Annotated in this window: 17 protein-coding genes; 12 read left to right on the top strand and 5 right to left on the bottom strand. The window is 66.1% G+C overall.

What is annotated here, in order from left to right; genetic code table 11:
* Positions 1–28 precede the first annotated feature (28 nt).
* A complete protein-coding gene (locus tag ACT6SE_RS18470; RefSeq protein ID WP_046432653.1) occupies positions 29–631 on the bottom strand; it encodes a LolA family protein in 603 nt (200 codons plus the stop codon).
* 81 nt (positions 632–712) lie between these two features.
* Between ACT6SE_RS18470 and ACT6SE_RS18465 the strand changes: the two genes are divergently transcribed.
* Both ACT6SE_RS18465 and ACT6SE_RS18460 read left to right on the top strand, forming a co-directional pair.
* Positions 713–1,684 (top strand): helix-turn-helix transcriptional regulator, encoded by a 972-nt coding sequence (locus ACT6SE_RS18465; RefSeq protein ID WP_014648507.1) that lies wholly within the window; start codon positions 713–715, stop codon positions 1,682–1,684.
* A 25-nt stretch (positions 1,685–1,709) separates the two neighbouring features.
* The gene (locus ACT6SE_RS18460) at positions 1,710–2,504 is read left to right on the top strand and encodes a MetQ/NlpA family ABC transporter substrate-binding protein (protein WP_014648506.1); all 795 of its coding nucleotides are present in this window, start codon (positions 1,710–1,712) and stop codon (positions 2,502–2,504) included.
* A 136-nt stretch (positions 2,505–2,640) separates the two neighbouring features.
* On the opposite strand, the gene glpK is transcribed toward ACT6SE_RS18460, so the two are convergent.
* The 3 genes from glpK to ACT6SE_RS18445 all read right to left on the bottom strand — a co-directional run bounded on the left by glpK (position 2,641) and on the right by ACT6SE_RS18445 (position 6,635).
* A complete protein-coding gene (gene glpK, locus ACT6SE_RS18455) occupies positions 2,641–4,140 on the bottom strand; it encodes a glycerol kinase GlpK (protein ID WP_046432650.1) in 1,500 nt (499 codons plus the stop codon).
* Between the two features lie 107 nt (positions 4,141–4,247).
* Entirely contained in the window at positions 4,248–5,753 is a 1,506-nt protein-coding gene (glpD, locus tag ACT6SE_RS18450) for a glycerol-3-phosphate dehydrogenase (protein ID WP_046432648.1), read from the bottom strand.
* Between the two features lie 246 nt (positions 5,754–5,999).
* Positions 6,000–6,635 (bottom strand): OmpW/AlkL family protein, encoded by a 636-nt coding sequence (locus ACT6SE_RS18445; RefSeq protein ID WP_014648503.1) that lies wholly within the window; start codon positions 6,633–6,635, stop codon positions 6,000–6,002.
* Between the two features lie 186 nt (positions 6,636–6,821).
* On the opposite strand from ACT6SE_RS18445, the gene ACT6SE_RS18440 reads away from it, so the two are divergent.
* The 3 genes from ACT6SE_RS18440 to lpdA all read left to right on the top strand — a co-directional run bounded on the left by ACT6SE_RS18440 (position 6,822) and on the right by lpdA (position 11,145).
* Positions 6,822–7,337, top strand: a complete 516-nt coding sequence (locus ACT6SE_RS18440; protein ID WP_046432646.1) for a DNA-deoxyinosine glycosylase — start codon at positions 6,822–6,824, stop codon at positions 7,335–7,337.
* A 167-nt stretch (positions 7,338–7,504) separates the two neighbouring features.
* Positions 7,505–9,235, top strand: a complete 1,731-nt coding sequence (gene aceF, locus ACT6SE_RS18435; protein WP_046432643.1) for a dihydrolipoyllysine-residue acetyltransferase — start codon at positions 7,505–7,507, stop codon at positions 9,233–9,235.
* Positions 9,236–9,342: 107 nt separating this feature from the next.
* A complete protein-coding gene (gene lpdA, locus ACT6SE_RS18430) occupies positions 9,343–11,145 on the top strand; it encodes a dihydrolipoyl dehydrogenase (RefSeq protein ID WP_046432640.1) in 1,803 nt (600 codons plus the stop codon).
* Positions 11,146–11,998: 853 nt separating this feature from the next.
* On the opposite strand, the gene ACT6SE_RS18425 is transcribed toward lpdA, so the two are convergent.
* Complete coding sequence (locus ACT6SE_RS18425; RefSeq protein ID WP_046432636.1) at positions 11,999–12,817, bottom strand: hypothetical protein; 819 nt, start codon at positions 12,815–12,817, stop codon at positions 11,999–12,001.
* A 458-nt stretch (positions 12,818–13,275) separates the two neighbouring features.
* Between ACT6SE_RS18425 and ACT6SE_RS18420 the strand changes: the two genes are divergently transcribed.
* From ACT6SE_RS18420 to atpG, 7 genes are all read left to right on the top strand, one after another.
* Positions 13,276–13,641, top strand: a complete 366-nt coding sequence (locus ACT6SE_RS18420; protein WP_014648497.1) for a hypothetical protein — start codon at positions 13,276–13,278, stop codon at positions 13,639–13,641.
* 31 nt (positions 13,642–13,672) lie between these two features.
* Positions 13,673–14,473, top strand: a complete 801-nt coding sequence (gene atpB / locus ACT6SE_RS18415) for a F0F1 ATP synthase subunit A (protein WP_014038569.1) — start codon at positions 13,673–13,675, stop codon at positions 14,471–14,473.
* A 73-nt stretch (positions 14,474–14,546) separates the two neighbouring features.
* Positions 14,547–14,852, top strand: a complete 306-nt coding sequence (atpE, locus tag ACT6SE_RS18410) for a F0F1 ATP synthase subunit C (protein WP_005411133.1) — start codon at positions 14,547–14,549, stop codon at positions 14,850–14,852.
* Between the two features lie 106 nt (positions 14,853–14,958).
* The gene (locus ACT6SE_RS18405) at positions 14,959–15,429 is read left to right on the top strand and encodes a F0F1 ATP synthase subunit B (protein ID WP_005419512.1); all 471 of its coding nucleotides are present in this window, start codon (positions 14,959–14,961) and stop codon (positions 15,427–15,429) included.
* 2 nt (positions 15,430–15,431) lie between these two features.
* Positions 15,432–15,959, top strand: coding sequence for a F0F1 ATP synthase subunit delta (locus tag ACT6SE_RS18400; protein ID WP_032129048.1), 528 nt, complete (start codon positions 15,432–15,434; stop codon positions 15,957–15,959).
* 44 nt (positions 15,960–16,003) lie between these two features.
* Entirely contained in the window at positions 16,004–17,551 is a 1,548-nt protein-coding gene (gene atpA / locus ACT6SE_RS18395) for a F0F1 ATP synthase subunit alpha (RefSeq protein ID WP_005419511.1), read from the top strand.
* A 97-nt stretch (positions 17,552–17,648) separates the two neighbouring features.
* Entirely contained in the window at positions 17,649–18,512 is an 864-nt protein-coding gene (gene atpG, locus ACT6SE_RS18390; protein ID WP_014648494.1) for a F0F1 ATP synthase subunit gamma, read from the top strand.
* Positions 18,513–18,533: the final 21 nt, after the last annotated feature.

Below are 18,533 nucleotides of genomic sequence, written 5' to 3'. Positions count from 1 at the left end.
TTCAGCGAACGTTGGCGCGGTCGCCTATTCAGGGCAGATCGACGCGCACCTCAGGGTCGTTGAAGCGCGAATAGCGCAGGCGCAGCTGGAAGCTGCGGCCATTGCTGCTGCCGCTGCGTACGATCTGGCGTGGCAGGCCCTGAGCATCCACCCAGTACTCCAGGCGTTCGCCGGGCTGGGTGCCGCGCAGCCGGTAATGCCGGGTCTGCACCCCGTCCAGCGACTGGCTGCCGAGGTCTTCGGCCTTCAGGTCGGCGGACAGGGCATCGGCCGGCAGCGGGTTGCGCCACTGCTCAAGCAGGCCAGGCGGGGTCGGCACCTGGCGGATCGCACCGTCAACTTGCAGGAACATGGTGTCGCCGATGATGGTCTGCGGACCGGCCGGAGTTTCCACCCGGAAACGATCGGGCGCGACGAAGTCCATGGCGCTGCGCACCGGCTGTGGTGCGCCCAGCACCTCCAGTTCGGCGTGGAAGCTGCGCAGGGCCGCGAAACGCTGGCTGGCGCCCAGCACCGCCTGCGTCGGATCGGCGACGGGTACCGGGGGCTCGGCGCCGGCCGGCGCCGGCGCGCGATCACAGGCGGCCAGCAGCAGGCAGGCCAGCAGGGACAGGGCAGGCAACCGGCGCATCGGGCATTCCATGGGGGTGGGGGCGACCACGATAGCCCAAACGTCCCACACAAGACCCGCGACTCGGACATAATCGGGGGTATGGACCGATACGAACGCATCACCGCCCTGCATCGTCTGCTCAAGTCCGCGCGCTATCCGGTGACGGTGGCGACCCTGCAGGACAAGCTCGGTTGTTCCCGCGCCACCGTCTACCGCGACCTGGCCTTCCTGCGCGATGCGCTGATGGCACCGATCGAGGGCGACGGCGAGGCGGGCTTCCGCTACCAGGCTGACGAGAGCGACCGTTTCGAGCTGCCCGGCCTGTGGCTCAGCTCGGAGGAGCTGCATGCCCTGCTGGCCTCGCAGCACCTGCTGGCGCGGACCGGCGGTGGTGTGCTGTCGTCGGTGCTGGCACCGCTGCAGCAACGCATCGAGAGCCTGCTGGCGGCCCAGGCCGGCGTGTCCAGCTGGCCGGTCGACCGCGTGCGGGTGATTCCGCACCGTGGCCGCAAGTTTGACGAAGGCAGCTTCCGCAGCGTCGCATCGGCCGTGCTGGAGCGCCGCCAGCTGGCGTTCGAGTACCGTGCCCGTTCCACCGACGAGCCGACCAAGCGCACCGTCTCGCCGCAGCGCCTGACCCACTATCGCGACAACTGGTACCTGGATGCCTGGGACCATGACCGCGACGCCCTGCGCAGTTTCGCGGTCGACCGCATCCACAAGGCGCGGGTGGTCGACAGCACCGCGCGCGACGTCGCCGACAGCGAGCTGGACGAGCAGCTCGGCGCCAGCTACGGCATCTTCTCTGGCGCGCCGAAGGGCTGGGCGACCATCCTGTTCAGCGCCAAGGCCGCGCGCTGGGTGGCCGACGAGCACTGGCATTCCAAGCAGCAGGGCCGCTTCCTGGCCGACGGCCGCTATGAGCTGAAGGTGCCGTACAGCGTCTCGCGCGAGCTGCTGATGGATGTGCTGCATTACGGCTCGGATGCCGAGATCGTCGAGCCCATGATGCTGCGCGAGCAGGCCAAGGCGTTGCTTGAGCTGGCCCTGAGCAACTACGAAAACTCCTGACACTCCCCCGAGAATTCAATCCCCCATGAAAAAGACCCTGTTGCTGCCCCTGCTCGCCGCTGCGCTGGCCCTGACCGCCTGCGGCAAGTCCGGCGAGCCCTCGCAGAAGCTGGTGGTGGCCGCCACGGCCGTGCCGCATGCCGAGATCCTCGAGGTGGTCAAGCCGATCCTCAAGCAGGAAGGCGTGGACCTGGACGTGCGGGTGTTCAATGACTACGTGCAGCCCAACGACCAGCTGGTGCAGAAGCAGGTGGATGCGAACTACTTCCAGACCGAGCCCTACCTGGATGCCTACAACCGCGACCGCAAGACCGACCTGGTGAAGGTGATCGGCGTGCACATCGAGCCGTTCGGTGCGTACTCGCGCAAGGTCAAGTCGCTGGCCGAGCTGCGCGAAGGCGCCGACGTGGTGATCCCGAACGACCCGAGCAACAACAGCCGCGCGCTGATCCTGCTGCACAAGGCCGGCGTGATCGAGCTGAAGGACCCGACCAACGCACTGGCGACCCAGCGCGACATCATCGCCAATCCGAAGAACCTGAAGTTCCGCGAGCTGGACTCGGCGATGCTGCCGCGCGTGCTGGACCAGGTCGACCTGGCCCTGATCAATACCAACTACGCGCTGGACGCAGGCCTCAACCCGACCCAGGATGCGCTGGCGATCGAAAGCAAGGACTCGCCGTACGTGAATTTCCTGGTCGCGCGCCCGGACAACAAGGACGACGCCCGCGTGCAGAAGCTGGCCAAGGCCCTGACCAGCCCGCAGGTGAAGGCCTTCATCGAGACCAAGTACAAGGGCGCGGTGCTGCCGGCGTTCTGACGCCAGCGCCCATTCGCCTGTAGAGCCGAGCCTATGCTCGGCTCTGCTTTTTGCGGTATCCCGCCAGCGGCAGCCGAGCATGGCTCGGCTCTACAGTGTCACTCCACGTGCCGCAGCAGGGCAGGGCATTGCCGTTTCAATCGACGTGGAAGGCGAGGGTCGCGGCCACCGCCTGCTGCCATCCCGCATACAGTTTCTCGCGCCGGGCCACCTCCATCCGTGGCTCGAAGCGCCGGTCCAGGCCCCATTGCGCGGCGATCTGTTCGCGGCTGTTCCAGAACCCCACTGCCAGGCCGGCCAGATAGGCCGCACCCAGCGCGGTGGTCTCGGTCAGTCGCGGCCGCAGCAGCGGCACACCGAGAATGTCGGCCTGGAAACCGGCCAGGAAGTCGTTGCCGATCGCACCGCCATCAGCGCGCAGCTCGGTCAGCGCGATACCCGCATCGGACTGCATCGCATCGAGTACATCGCGGGTCTGGTAGGCCATCGCTTCCAGCGCGGCGCGCACGAAGTGCGCCTTGCGGGTGCCGCGGGTCAGGCCGAACATCGCACCGCGCACATCACTGCGCCAATAGGGCGCGCCGAGGCCGACGAACGCCGGCACCAGGTAGGCGCCGCCACTGTCGGGCACCTGCGCAGCCAGCGCCTGGCTGTCGCTGGCGCGTTCGATCATGCGTAGTCCATCGCGCAGCCACTGCACCACCGAGCCGGCGATGAAGATCGAACCCTCCAGCGCGTACTCCACGCGCCCGTCCAGGCCCCAGGCAATGGTGGTCAGCAGGCCGTTGCGCGACCGCACCGCCTGCGCGCCGGTGTGCATCAACATGAAGCAACCGGTGCCATAGGTGTTCTTGACCATGCCCGGCTGGAAACAAGCCTGGCCGAACAGCGCCGCCTGCTGGTCACCGGCGATGCCGGCGATGGGGATCGGGTGGTCGAAGAAGAACTGCGGCCGGGTGTGTGCGTACACCGCGCTGGAGTCGCGCACCTGCGGCAGCATCGCGCGCGGAATGTCCAGCAGGGCCAGCAGGTCGTCATCCCAGTCCAGCGTGTGGATGTTGAACAGCAGCGTGCGCGCCGCATTGCTGTAGTCAGTCACATGTGCCTGGCCACCGCTGAGGTTCCACACCAGCCAGCTGTCGATGGTGCCGAACAGCAGCTCACCACGTTCGGCGCGCTGCTGCGCACCATCCACGTGGTCGAGGATCCAGCGCACCTTGGTCGCGGAGAAATAGGCGTCGATCAGCAGCCCGGTCCGCTCGCGGATCAGTGCTTCATGCCCGTCGGACTTCAGCCGCTCGCAGATGGCGTGGCTCTGCCGCGATTGCCAGACGATGGCGTTGTGGATCGGCTGGCCGGTGGCACGGTCCCAGACCACGGTGGTTTCGCGCTGGTTGGTGATGCCCAGCGCGGCGATATGGCGTGGGTCGATCTGCCCGCGGCTGAGCAGTTCGGTCAATGTGGCATAGACGCTGGTAAGGATCTCGCGGGGGTCATGCTCGACCCAGCCGGGCTGCGGGAAGATCTGCGCGAACTCGCGCTGCGCGCTGCCGACGATGTCGCCGGCGCGGTCGAACAGGATCGCGCGCGAACTGGTGGTGCCCTGGTCGATGGCCAGCACGTAGCGGGGCGTCATGCAGCGTCTCCAATGGCGATGGGGAAATCCTAATGCATCGATCGCGTCGCGCGCGGCTGCCCTGGTAGAGCTGCCAACCTGGGTTGGCACACGTGGCAACACGGGGGTCAGAGCCCTTTCCGTGGGAAAGGGATCCGACCCTCCATCCACGCCTGCAGCCGTGCCACCTGCGCAGCATCCAGGCGCAACCCCAGCTTGCTCCGGCGCCACAGGATATCGTCGGTGTCACACGCCCACTCGCGTTCGCGCAGGAAGTCCACTTCGCGTGCATGCAGGCCACCGCCGAAGTCCTCGCCCAGATCGTGCAGGCCGTGTACACCCTGCAGCAGTCCCGCGCTGCGACTGCCATAGGCCCCGGCCCAGCGTCGCGCGATACCTGCGGGCAACCACGGTGCCAGCGCCAGCAGGCGCGAGCACGCCTGTGCGGCGTCGCCCCAGTCGCTGCCCGGCAGCGGGTCTCCGCGCGCCGTCCAGGCCGGTCCCATCTGTGGCAGGGCAGGGCGCAGCAGGTCCAGTGCCTCCTCGGCCAGCACCCGGTAGGTGGTCAGCTTGCCGCCCAGTACATGCAGCGCCGGTGCCGGGTCCACCTGCACCTGCAGGCGGTAGTCGCGGCTCAGCTGCGCTGCGCGCGGATCCGGGTCGGCCAGCAATGGACGGACACCGGCGAACGCCCAGACCACCTCGTCCGGGGCGATGGGGTCACGCAGGTAGCGATTGGCCGCTTCGCACAGGTAGGTCACCTCGGAAGGCAGCACGCTGCAGCGCGCCGGGTCACCGCGATAGTCGGTATCGGTGGTGCCCACCAGCAGATGGTCGTGGGCGAAAGGCAGCAGGAACACCACCCGCCCGTCGGGCTGCTGCAGCAGGCAGGCGCTGTCATCGGGCCACGGCCTGCGCAGCACGATGTGGCTGCCCTGCACCAGGCGCAGCGCAGGGCCGCCGCTGCGCGCCTGCATCCGTTCCAGCAGGCCCCCGGCCCACGGGCCCGCCGCATTGACCACGGCGCGGGCATTCACGGGGTGCCGCTGGCCATCGGCGGATTCCAGAACAGCCCGCCACCGGCCCTGCACGGGGTGCAGGTCGATGCAGCGGCTGCGCACCTGCACCTGTGCGCCCCGCTGCGCGGCATCCAGGGCGTTGAGCAGTACCAGCCGCGCGTCATCGACCTGCGCATCGGCGTAGCTGAAGGCCTGCCGCAGCGCCGGGGAGAGCCACTGGCCGAGCGGATCGTGTTGCAGTTCCAGTGCGCGTGACGCGGGGAAGGCGGGGCTGCGCCGGCCCAGATGGTCGTACAGCCACAGCCCCGCGCGCAGCATCCAGCGCGGGCGCAGGTGCGGTTCCCACGGCAGGACGAAGCGCAGCGGATGGACCAGATGGGGCGCCTGCCGGCGCACCACCTCGCGTTCACCCAGCGCCTTGCGCACCAGCCCAAACTCGCCCTGCTCCAGGTAGCGCAGGCCGCCGTGGATCAGCTTGCTGCTGGCGCTGGAGGTGTGCGCGGCCAGGTCATGCTGTTCGCACAGCAGCACGCGCAGGCCGCGACCGCTGGCGTCACGGGCGATGCCGGCGCCATTGATGCCGCCACCGATCACCAGCAGGTCGACGTCGTCCATCGTGTCTCCGCGTCCTGTGTCTGTAGAGCCGAGCCGTGCCACCCTTGACCGTGGGCGCCATTGAACGTAACGCATCGCAATGCGCGCGGAGCCCGCCGCTCGACTCGGGATAGGGGGCTTGGCTCGACTCTACAAAAAAGCAGCCGAGCATGGGCTCGGCTCTACACGCGGAACGCGGGTGACGGAAACGACGACGGGCCCCGAAGGGCCCGTCGCGTTGCATCAGTGAAGCAGGTGCTGCCTGGATCAGAAGCGGGCGCCGATGCCGAAGCCGACGGTCCACGGATCCATCTTGGCTTCGCCGATCTTCTCGCCGCCGACCTTGATGTCCGGGCGGGCGCGCATGTACCGGGCGTCAGCGCGGGCGAACCAGGTGGAGTTGATGTTCATGTCGACGCCGACGGTGCCGATCACGCCCTTGGCATCCTTGAAGCGGATGTCGGTGTCAGCACCGTTGCCCAGCTTCTCGTTGCTGAAGCTCGACTGGTAGTAGCCCACGCCCACGAACGGGCGGAACACGTTGTCGGCCTGGCCGAAGTGGTACTGGCCGCTCAGCGCGACCGGCTGCTGCTCGACCGAACCCAGGCGGGCGTTGTTCGGGCCCTTGAACTTGTTGTCGAACTTGTCGGCAGCGCCCCACAGCTCAACGGCCCAGTTGTCGTTGATGTAGTAGCTGAAGCTGACGGTCGGCGCCGGGCCACCGTCGGTCTTCTTCACGCCGGTGATCGGGTCGTTCTTCGGCTCCAGCAGCGAGATGCCGCCAACAACGGCAAAATGCTTGCCCGAAGCGGTATCGGTGGTGCTGCTGTCCTGGGCGAAAGCGGCCGGCGCGAAGGCGGCGGAGGTCAGCAGGGCGAGACTCAGGATACGGATGGAGCGCATGGGGGTATCTCCTAATGTTTCTTGTTTTGGGCCCCCGGTTGCGGGGCGAGCACACCGTAGTCGCCCCAACATGAATCGAATCCGACGCACGTTAAAAAATAGTTTTCCTTGTTCAGCGACGGGTGCGGAATGCCTTTATTCATGGCGTTTTCTGCTCTCGCCGACATTCATGCAGTTGGAGAAGATGTGAGCGCAGCAACGTTGTGCATTGGCCTGCCAGCGCAGGTGAACGTGGGATGCCGGGTGCTGCTGCTGGGCTCGATGCCAGGCGTGGCATCCCTGCAGGAGCAGCGCTACTACGCGCATCCTCGCAACCGCTTCTGGCCGCTGATGGCCGATATCTGCGGTTTCGACGCGGATCTGCCCTATGCGCAACGGCTGCAGGCGTTGAACGCCGCAGGCATCGGCCTGTGGGATGTGATCGGGCGCTGCGAGCGGCGCGGCAGCCTGGATGCGGACATCGTGCGTGGCACGGAAGTGGCCAATGCACTGCCGGAACTGATCGTCACGTTGCCTGAGCTGACGCTGATCGGCTGCAATGGCGGCGCGTCATTGCAGGCATTCCAGCGCTGGGTGTTGCCGCGGCTGGAGGCCCCGCCGAAGGTGGTCGCGCTGCCGTCGACCAGCCCTGCCAATGCGGCGTGGTCGTTGCCGCGCCTGCGCCAGGCCTGGCAGCCGGTGGCCGACGCGCGGGCGACATGAAGCGGACATCGCCTGGACAATACGCTACCGACTGGTCGCGCACCCGACCCATGGGCAACAGCCTGTCCCGGCTGCGTGCGTACTGAAAACACCTGTAACGGTTGGCGCTGGACCCCGCTGGCCGCACAATAGACGTTTCCCTACACCAGATTGCCGGAGTTATCCCCATGGCCGAAATCAAGGAAGCACTTGTCCCCGATATCGGTGACTACAGCGATATCCCGGTAATCGAGGTGCTTGTCGCCGTCGGCGACACGGTCAAGAAGGACCAGGGCCTGGTGACGCTGGAAAGCGACAAGGCGACCATGGAAGTGCCGTCCTCGGTGGCGGGCGTGGTCAAGGAGCTCAAGGTCAAAGTGGGCGACAGCCTGTCCGAAGGCAAGGTCGTGGCCCTGATCGAAGTGGCCGAAGGCGAAGCCGAAGCCGCCAAGCCGGCCGCTGCCGCACCGGCACCGGCACCGGCACCGGCACCGGCCAAGGCCGCTGCCCCGGCTGCCGCCACCCAGAGCGCGCCGGCCGCAGCTGCGCCGGCCGCTCCGGCTGCCCGCGGTGGTGCGGTTGAAGCCTTGGTGCCGGACATCGGCGACTACGCCGGCATTCCGGTCATCGAAGTGCTGGTCGCCGTGGGCGATACGGTCAAGAAGGACCAGGGCCTGGTCACGCTGGAAAGCGACAAGGCCACCATGGAAGTGCCGTCGTCTGTCGCCGGCGTGGTCAAGGAGATCAAGGTCAAGGTGGGCGACAATCTGTCGCAAGGCGACGTGGTTGCCATCATCGAAGCCGAGGGTGCTGGCGCGCCGGCGCCGACCAAGGCCGCTGCAGCTGCCGCTCCGGCTGCCGCAGAGACCGCCACCAAGGTCGAGCCGGTCGCTGTGCCGGCGCAGCCGGACAAGCTGGCGGCCCGCGAGATCGCCTCGGCCGGTACCCCGTCCAGCCCGCCGGTGCAGTTCAATGCCGATGGCGTGTTGCCGGCCAAGGTGCCGTACGCCACCCCGGCGGTGCGCGTGTTCGCCCGCGAGCTGGGCGTGGACCTGCTGCAGATCAACGGCACCGAGAAGGGTGGCCGCATCACCAAGGGTGACGTACAGAAGTTCGTCAAGGCCGCGCTCAGCGGTGGCGTGCCGGCCGCTGCCGGTGGCGCCGTCGCCGCTGGTGGTGGCCTGAACCTGCTGCCGTGGCCGAAGGTCGACTTCAGCAAGTTCGGCGAGACCGAAGTCCAGCCGCTGTCGCGCATCAAGAAGATCTCCGGTGCGAACCTGGCCCGCAACTGGGCCATGATCCCGCACGTCACCCAGTTCGAGCAGGCCGACATCACCGACCTGGAAGGCCTGCGCGTGGCGTTGAACAAGGAGAACGAGAAGGCCGGCATCAAGCTGACCATGCTCGCCTTCCTGATCAAGGCCAGCGCCGCAGCGCTGAAGAAGTTCCCGGAATTCAACGCCTCGCTCGATGCCAGCGGTGAAAACCTGACCCTGAAGAAGTACTTCCACATCGGTTTCGCCGCCGACACGCCGAACGGCCTGGTCGTGCCGGTCATCCGCGACGTGGACAAGAAGGGCGTGGTGCAGATCGCGCAGGAAACCGGCGAACTGGCCAAGAAGGCACGCGACGGCAAGCTGGGCCCGGCGGACATGAGCGGCGGCTGCTTCTCGATCAGCTCGTTGGGCGGCATCGGCGGCACCGCGTTCACCCCGATCGTCAACGCACCGGAAGTGGCCATCCTCGGCGTCTCCAAGTCGTCCATCCAGCCGGTCTGGAACGGCAAGGAATTCGCACCGAAGCTGATGCTGCCGCTGTCGCTGAGCTACGACCACCGCGTCATCGACGGCGCACTGGCCGCACGCTTCACCACGTACCTGTCGCAGGTACTGGCCGACATGCGCCGCGTGCTGCTGTAAGGCACCGCTTCGCCCCCACCGTGCGGCCGCAGCCCCTGGCGCGGCCGCGTGAACAGATGCAGTGACAGCCCGCCGGCGCCGCCGGGCGGGCACGAGGAAAACCCACCATGGCCACGATTGAAGTCAAGGTTCCCGACATCGGCGATTACAGCGATGTGCCGGTGATCGAAGTGTTGGTCGCCGTTGGCGACACGGTGAAGAAGGATCAGGGTCTGGTGACCCTGGAGTCGGACAAGGCCACCCTGGAAGTGCCGTCCTCGGCCGCCGGCGTGGTCAAGGAAATCAAGGTCAAGCTGGGCGACACCCTGTCCGAAGGCGCCGTGGTCGTGGTGCTGGACGCTGAAGGCGCCGCCGAAGCCCCGGCCAAGGCCGCCGCGCCGGCTCCGGCCGCCCCGGCCAGCAAGCCGCCGGTGACCCCGTCGCACCGCGCCCCGGCCGAACCGGCTGCGCCGAAGCCGGCGCTGTCCAGCGGCAAGCCGGCCGACATCGAATGCGAGATGGTCGTGCTGGGCTCCGGCCCGGGCGGCTACACCGCGGCCTTCCGCGCCGCCGACGTCGGCCTGGATACGGTGCTGGTCGAACGTTACGCCAGCCTCGGCGGCGTCTGCCTCAATGTCGGCTGCATCCCGTCCAAGGCGCTGCTGCACGCCGCCGCGGTCATCGACGAAGTGGCCCACGCCGGTGATTTCGGCGTCGAGTTCGGCAAGCCGACCATTACCCTGGACAAGCTGCGCGCGTACAAGGAAAAGGTCGTCAACCAGCTGACCAAGGGCCTGGCCGGGATGGCCAAGCAGCGCAAGGTCCGCAACGTGCAGGGCGTCGGCAGGTTTGTTTCGGCCAACGAGCTGGAGATCACCGCTGCTGATGGCAGCACCCAGCTGCTGCGCTTCCAGAAGTGCATCATCGCCGCCGGTTCGCAGGCGGTGAAGCTGCCGAACTTCCCGTGGGACGACAAGCGCGTGATGGATTCCACCGATGCGCTGGAGCTGGCCGAAGTGCCGGGCTCGCTGCTGGTCGTCGGCGGCGGCATCATCGGCCTGGAAATGGCCACCGTGTACAGCGCGCTGGGCAGCAAGGTCACCGTGGTCGAGTTCATGGACCAGCTGATGCCGGGCGCCGACAAGGACCTGGTCAAGCCGCTGGCCGACCGCCTGAAGAAGCAGGGCATCGAGGTGCACCTGAAGACCAAGGCCTCGGGCGTCACCGCCGATGCCAAGGGCATCACCGTGACCTTCGAAGCCGCCGAGGAAGGCCAGGCGCCTGCGCTGGCGCAAGGCACCTTCGACCGCGTGCTGGTGGCCGTGGGCCGCTCGCCGAACGGCAAGAAGATCGATGCCGAGAAGGCCGGCGTGCAGGTCACCGACCGCGGCTTCATCCCGGTCGATCGGCAGATGCGTACCAACGTGCCGCACATCTTTGCCATCGGCGACATCGTCGGCAACCCGATGCTGGCCCACAAGGCCACGCACGAGGGCAAGCTGGCCGCTGAAGTGGCAGCCGGCCACAAGAAGGAGTGGGTCGCCCGCGTGATTCCGTCGGTGGCCTACACCAACCCGGAAATCGCCTGGGTCGGCGTGACCGAGACCGAAGCCAAGGCCAAGGGCCTGAAGGTCGGCGTGGCCAAGTTCCCGTGGGCCGCCAGTGGCCGCGCGATCGGCATCGGTCGCACCGAGGGCTTCACCAAGCTGATCTTCGACGAAGAGACCCACCGCATCATCGGTGGCGCGATCGTCGGCGTGCATGCCGGCGACCTGCTGGCCGAGATCGGCCTGGCCATCGAGATGGGGGCGGAAGCGGAAGACATCGGCCACACCATCCATGCGCATCCGACGCTGAGCGAGTCGGTGGCGATGGCCTCGGAAATCTACGACGGCACGATCACCGATCTGTACATGCCGAAGAAGAAGTAAGGCGTCCGCGCCGTTCCGAACGAAAAGCCCTGGCATCTGCCGGGGCTTTTTTTCTTCGATCAGTGCTGCAGCAAAGGGTGGGGCCACTGCACGGGTGGCAGGCATTTCGACAAATGTCCCCCGTCGTCCGCCTGCGGCGGTCGCCTCCTCCTTTACTTTGTCGAAATGCCCGCCACCCGCGCAGCGGCTCGGCTTGCGGACGGTCGAGAGCAGTGCCAAAGCCGCCCGGATGCCCTCTCCCTCCGGCGCTCGACCACGCCTGCGTCTACGGCAACTGCCACCGCGAAGGTCTGGGCCGCTGTGCGGGTGGCAGGCGTCTGGACAAATGTCCCCCGTCGTCCGCCTTCGGCGGTCGCCTCCTCCTTTACTTTGTCCAAACGCCTGCCACCCGCGCAGCGGCTCGGCTTGCGGATAGTCGAGAGCCACAGCCTGGCCCGCCTGGATGCCTGACACGCGAGGGAAGAGGGGCTTGTGTGCGAAGTAAAGGAGGAGGCGCCGGCCGTAGGCCGGCGCCGGGGGACATTCGCACGCAAGCCCCTCTTCCCCCAGCGCTCGACCACGCCTGCGTCTACGGCAACTGCCACCCACGCAGCGGCTCGGCTTGCGGATAGTCGAGAGCCAGTGCCTGGGCCGCCTGGATGCCTGACACGCGGAGGGAGCGGGGGTTGTGTGCGAAGTAAAGGAGGAGGCGTCGGCCGCAGGCCGGCGCCGGGGGACATTCGCACGCAGCCCCCGCTCCCTCCAGCGCTCGACCAACCCCGCTTCTGCTCTCTGCCAGCAACCCACAAAAAACGCGGCCCCGATGTTCCGGAGGCCGCGCCAGGAGAGAAGATGCCGTGGAAGGGGCAGGGGATCAGAACACGAAGCTGATACCGGCCACCGGGCCCTTGAATTCCTGCTTCAGGCCGACCGTGCCGTCGCTGCCCTTCTTGTCCACGTCCAGCTTGAACCAGTCGTAGCCGGCGAACACACCGAAGTTCTTGGTGAAGCGGTAATCGACGATCGCATTGGCGCGGCTCAGGTCGCCCTTGTAGTCATCGAAACTGCCCCAGCGCGTGTTCAGGTACTGGCCCTGCAGCGTGATCATCCAGCGCTCGGACGGAGTGAAGGTCATGCGCGCACCCACCACCGGTGCCACGCCATCGGCCTTCTCGTTGAGGAACTGGCCTTCATACACCGTGCCCAGGTCCGCGTAGCCCTTGGTGCTGACCTTGGCGTACTCGCCACCGATCTGCAGGCCCAGGTCGAAGGTGTCGGTATCGACGACCGAGTAGTCATAGACCAGGCTGGCCACCTGGTACTTCAGCTCGCCCTTCACGAAGCTGCCGGCCGGCACGCTCTCACCGCCGAAGGAAATGCCCTGGTCAAGCGTCTCGCGACGGTCCTTGTCGTACTTGAAGTAGTTGAACAGCAGGCGCTGACGGTTGCTGATGCGGAACATGCCGTCGATGCGCGGCTCCCATTCCTTGCCACCCAGCTTGAAGTCCTGGTCCAGGGAGATGTCCTGGCCGGCCACGGTGGTGCTGCCGCGCAGCGTGTTGTCCGAATCGATGTTCATCGCACCCAGACGGATGGCGAAGCGGTCGTCGCCTTCGGCGGCGTGGGCGGCATTGGCGAACGAGGCGCCGGCAGCGAGCAGGGAAAGGGCGAGCAGGGTGGGTACGGGGCGCATCGAAGAGTCCTTGCAGTGGTTCATCAGAATGAAGACCACTGTGCCGGACGCCGCCGTCCACCATCCGTGAACGTATGGTCCACGGAGTGTGCACGGTTCAGCCCTGTCGCGACGACGCAAAAAGATGGCCCCGGAGACGGGCTTCGGGGCCATCGTGGGACCTGCGGGGCGGAGCGTCGACGAGGTTGCTGCAGGCAGGTCGAAAGATCGGACCGGCGCATCCAGCGAAAGTTCCGCGCCTGCGACCAAAGTTCAATACTGCGGTGCAGCATCACGCGGACGTCATTGTCCCCAGGGTGGCACGCAAAAATGTAACCGTTACCGCAACTTGCGGCTTCCAGGGATGAACAGGCAGCGGTTGTCTCGCAAATTGTCCCATTGCTATAATTTGGCGGCTCGATGAGGCCCCCCTGCTGTAGCCGCCTCAGCCCTCCACTTGCAACCACGCGGGACGTCCTGTGCTGAACTCCGTTGATGCGGGTCGGCGACTGATGCTGCGCGCCGCGGTCTACCCGCTGGCCGCGGTGGCTGTCCTGGCCCTGGCCTTCCTGCTGGTAGGTCCGAAGTATGCCCTCGGCGCGCTGGCGTCCGGTGTGGCCATTTCGGCCGGCGGCTGGGTTGCGGCACGGATGGCTCTGGGCGGTGGTGCGGTGGCCGCAGGATCGGCGATGGCTCGCCTGATCATTGCGATCGTGGCCAAGTGGGTCGTGGTTTTCGGCGTCCTGCTGGTGGGGTTCCTGGTCTTCAAGCTGCCTGCATTGGCGCTGTTGGCCGGTATCGCCGTCGGCTTGATGTTCCAGGTCCTGGCCATGGCCAGGCGTTGACAGAATTCAATTAACTGAAGGTTCCGGACACATGGCGGGCGAGGCTCTAACCCCTACCAGCTACATCCAGCATCACCTGCACAACCTGACCGCACCGGTCGGCAAGGGTGAGGGTATGTTCTGGCATATCCACGTCGATACCTTCCTCACCGCCGTCCTGATGGGCCTGGTGATCGTTGTCGCGTTCTGGCTGGGGACCCGCAAGGCCACCGCCGGCGTGCCGGGCAAGTGGCAGGCCTTCGTCGAGATCTGCCTGGAGTTCGTCGACCGCCAGGCCAAGGACACCTACCACGGCAAGAGCAAGCTGGTCACGCCGATCGCCATCACGATCTTCTTCTGGATCCTGTTGATGAATCTGCTGAAGATGATCCCGGCCGATTTCATCGCCAAGCCGCTGGAATGGGTGGGCGTGCACTACTGGAAGCCGGTGCCGACCGCTGACGTCAATGCCACCCTCGGCATGGCCATCAGCGTGTTCTTCCTGATGCTGTTCTTCGCGCTCAAGTCCAAGGGCCTGGTCGGCTTCGTCAAGGAATTCCTGACGGCGCCGTTCGGCAAGTGGATGATGCCGTTCAACCTGATCCTCAACATCGTCGAGTGGCTGAGCAAGCCGATCTCGCTGGCGATGCGACTGTTCGGCAACATGTTCGGCGGCGAAATCGTGTTCCTGCTGATCTGGGTGCTGGGTGGTGCCGGTTTCTTCGGTGCCATCGCGGGTGGTGTGTTCGGCCTCGGCTGGATGCTGTTCCACCTGCTGGTGATCCCGCTGCAGGCCTTCATCTTCATGATGCTGTCGATCGTGTACCTGAGCCTGTCGGAAGACGCTCACTGAGTTTCAAGCTTCAACGCGTTTCAACCTTCATCCGTTTCATCACCCTTAGCAACTTAAGTTCCTGGAGATAACCATGTACTTCGCCGTCCTGACCAACTTCGCGCAGATTCAGAGCTCCACCGCCCTTGCCGTCGGCATCATGATCGGCCTGGCCGCGCTGGGCGCCGGTCTGGGTCTGGCCATCATGGCTGGTAAGTTCCTGGAGTCGGCCGCGCGCCAGCCGGAACTGATCCCGGTCCTGCAGGTCCGCATGTTCATCACCGCCGGCCTGATCGACGCCGCGTTCATCATCTCGGTCGCCGTTGGCCTGCTGCTGGCCTTCGCCAACCCGCTGTCGGCTGCCTTTGCTGGCGCCGTCACCAAGGCTCTGGCCGGCTGATACAGCGGTTTGAGACGACCGGGTGCTGATGCACCCGGTTTCGGATGAAGGCCGGATGTGCCGCTTCGGCGGCACGTCCACCCCGAAACCAGCGATCGAGCTAACCATGAATATCAATTTCACCCTTCTTGCGCAGGCGCTGGCCTTCGCTGGTCTGATCTGGATCATCGCGACCAAGATCTGGCCGCCGCTGATGAACGCGATCGAAGAGCGCCAGCAGAAGATTGCTGAAGGCCTCGCTGCTGCCGACCGCAGCCAGAAAGATCTGGCCCAGGCGCAGGAGAAGGTCAACGAAGCGCTGAAGGAAGCCCGCACCAAGGCCAACGAGATCATCGATCAGGCCCACGCGCGTGCCAACCAGATCGTTGATGCAGCCCGTAACGAAGCGATCACCGAAGCCACCCGTCAGAAGGAACTGGCCCAGGCTGAAATCGACGCCGCCGCCAACCGTGCCCGTGAAGATCTGCGCAAGCAGGTGTCCGCGCTGGCCGTGACCGGTGCCGAAAAGCTGCTCAAGCGCGAAATCGACGCCAACGCCCACAAGGCGCTGCTCGACGAGCTGGCCTCGGAGATCTAAGGATGAGCCAGGCCCTCACGCTTGCCCGCCCGTACGCCCGCGCCGCGTTCGCGACCGCGCGCGACGAAGGTGCGTTCGCGCCGTGGTCGGACGCCCTGGCGTTCTCCGCCCACGTCGCCGCCGACCCGCGCGTGGCGGCCCTGCTCGCCAACCCGGAGCTGGGTCGTGACGACGCCGTCGCCCTGCTGGCGCCGGTGTCGCACGGCGAGACCTACTCGCGCTTCCTGGCCATCCTGGCCGAATCGCATCGTCTGCCGCTGCTGCCGGAAATCTCCGGCATGTTCGACGCCCTGCGCGCCGAAGCCGAGCACGTGGTCAAGGCCACGGTGACCTCGGCTTCCGAGCTGTCGGCCGGCGAGCTGGACGCGATCAAGGTCGCGCTGCGCAAGCGCTTCAACCGCGAGGTCGACGTGACCACCGCGGTCGATGCTTCGCTGATCGGCGGCGCCGTGATCGACGCCGGCGACGTGGTCATCGATGGTTCGCTGAAGGGCAAGCTGGCCCGTCTGCAGACCGCGCTCGCTAACTGAATTCATTTAACGTCCGGCCCCGCTGCCGGCACTAGGACTTGACGATGGCAACCACGCTCAACCCCTCCGAAATCAGCGAACTGATCAAGAACCGCATCGAGAAGGTCAAGCTGGCCGCGGAATCGCGCAACGAAGGCACCGTGACCAGCGTGTCCGACGGCATCGTGCGCATCTTCGGTCTGGCCGACGTGATGCAGGGCGAAATGATCGAACTGCCGAACAACACCTTCGCCCTGGCCCTGAACCTGGAGCGCGACTCGGTCGGCGCCGTGGTCCTGGGTGACTACGAGCACCTGCGCGAAGGCGACGTCGCCAAGACCACCGGCCGCATCCTGGAAGTGCCGGTCGGCCCGGAACTGCTGGGCCGCGTCGTGAACGCGCTGGGCGAGCCGATCGACGGCAAGGGCCCGCTGGGCACCGACCTGACCGCTCCGGTGGAACGCGTTGCTCCGGGCGTGATCTGGCGCAAGTCGGTCGACCAGCCGGTGCAGACCGGTTACAAGTCGGTCGACTCGATGATCCCGATCGGCCGTGGCCAGCGCGAGCTGATCATCGGTGACCGCCAGACCGGCAAGACCGCCATGGCGATCGATGCGGTGATCAACCAGAAGGGCACCGGCATCAAGTGCGTGTACGTTGCGATCGGCCAGAAGGCGTCGACCATCGCCAACATCGTGCGCAAGCTGGAAGAGAACGGCGCGCTGGCCCACACCATCGTGGTGGCCGCGACCGCTTCCGAATCGGCTGCCATGCAGTACATCAGCGCCTACTCGGGCTGCACCATGGGTGAGTACTTCATGGACCGCGGCGAAGACGCGCTGATCGTGTACGACGATCTGTCCAAGCAGGCCGTTGCCTACCGCCAGATCTCGCTGCTGCTGAAGCGTCCGCCGGGCCGTGAAGCCTACCCGGGTGACGTGTTCTACCTGCACTCCCGTCTGCTCGAGCGCGCTGCCCGCGTGTCCGAGGAATACGTCGAGAAGTTCACCGAAGGCAAGGTCACCGGCAAGACCGGTTCGCTGACCGCGCTGCCGATCATCGAGACCCAGGCCGGCGACGTGTCCGCCTTCGTTCCGACCAACGTGATCTCGATCACCGACGGCCAGATCTTCCTGGAAACCGACCTGTTCAACGCCGGCATCCGCCCGGCCGTGAACGCCGGTATCTCGGTGTCGCGCGTCGGTGGCTCGGCCCAGACCAAGATCATCAAGAAGCTGTCGGGCGGCATCCGCATCTCGCTGGCCCAGTACCGCGAGCTGGCTGCGTTCGCGCAGTTCGCCTCGGACCTGGACGAAGCGACCCGCAAGCAGCTGGAGCGTGGCCAGCGCGTCACCGAGCTGATGAAGCAGAAGCAGTACGCGCCGATGTCGATTGCCAACCAGGCGCTGTCGATCTACGCCGTCAACGAGGGTTACCTCGACGACGTGCCGGTCAACAAGCTGCTGGCGTTCGAAGAAGGCCTGCACGCCCACTTCGCCAACACCCAGGGCGAGCTGATCAGCAAGGTCAACGCCACCGGCGGTTGGGACAACGACATCGAAGGTGCCTTCAAGAAGGGCATCGCCGAGTTCAAGACCACCGGCAGCTGGTAATCGCGGTCCTGTAGAGCGGAGCCGCTGGCTCCGCTGGACCAGATGACAAACGGTTGAACAACGCGGGGCATCAGCCCCGCGCCACGGGAAACAAGAGATGGCAAGCGGACGCGAAATCAAAACCAAGATCAAGAGCGTGCAGAACACCCGCAAGGTGACGCGCGCCCTGGAAATGGTCTCGGCCTCCAAGATCCGCAAGGCGCAGGATCGGATGAAGACCTCGCGTCCGTACGCGCAGGCGATGAAGCAGGTGATCGGTCATCTGGCCCAGGCCAGCACCGACTACCAGCATCCGTTCCTGGTCGAGCGCGAGCAGGTCAAGCGGGTCGGTTTCATCGTGATCTCCTCCGATCGCGGTCTGGCCGGCGGCCTGAACAACAACCTGTTCCGCAAGATGCTGGGCGAAGCCAAGGCATGGCAGGACAAGGGTGCCGAAGTGGACCTGGTGACCATCGGCCAGAAGGCTTCGACCTTCTTCCGCCGCGTGAAGGTCAACATGGTCGGCAGCGTGACCCACATCGGCGACGTGCCGAAGCTGGAATCGCTGATCGGTGTGATCAAGGTCATGCTCGACGCCTTCACCGAAGGCAGGATCGACCGCGTGTACCTGGTCTACAACCGCTTCGTGAACACCATGGTGCAGAAGGCCAGCTTCGATCAGCTGCTGCCGCTGCCGCCGGCTGAGAAGCAGGTCGCTCACCACGACTGGGACTACCTGTACGAACCCGATGCCGCGACCGTGCTCGAGCACGTGATGACGCGTTACATCGAGTCGCTGGTGTACCAGGCACTGCTGGAAAACGTCGCCTCCGAGCATGCGGCACGCATGGTTGCGATGAAGGCGGCGAGCGACAACGCCAACAAGCTGATCGGCACCCTGCAGCTCGTCTACAACAAGGCGCGCCAGGCAGCGATCACCCAGGAAATCTCCGAAATCGTCGGCGGCGCGGCAGCAGTCTGACCGCGTTCGTTCAAAGCACAC

The organism is Stenotrophomonas sp. LC732, from assembly GCF_052446685.1.
In the GTDB taxonomy this organism is placed as follows: domain Bacteria; phylum Pseudomonadota; class Gammaproteobacteria; order Xanthomonadales; family Xanthomonadaceae; genus Stenotrophomonas; species Stenotrophomonas muris.
This window is presented reverse-complemented; position numbering and strand designations above follow the sequence as displayed.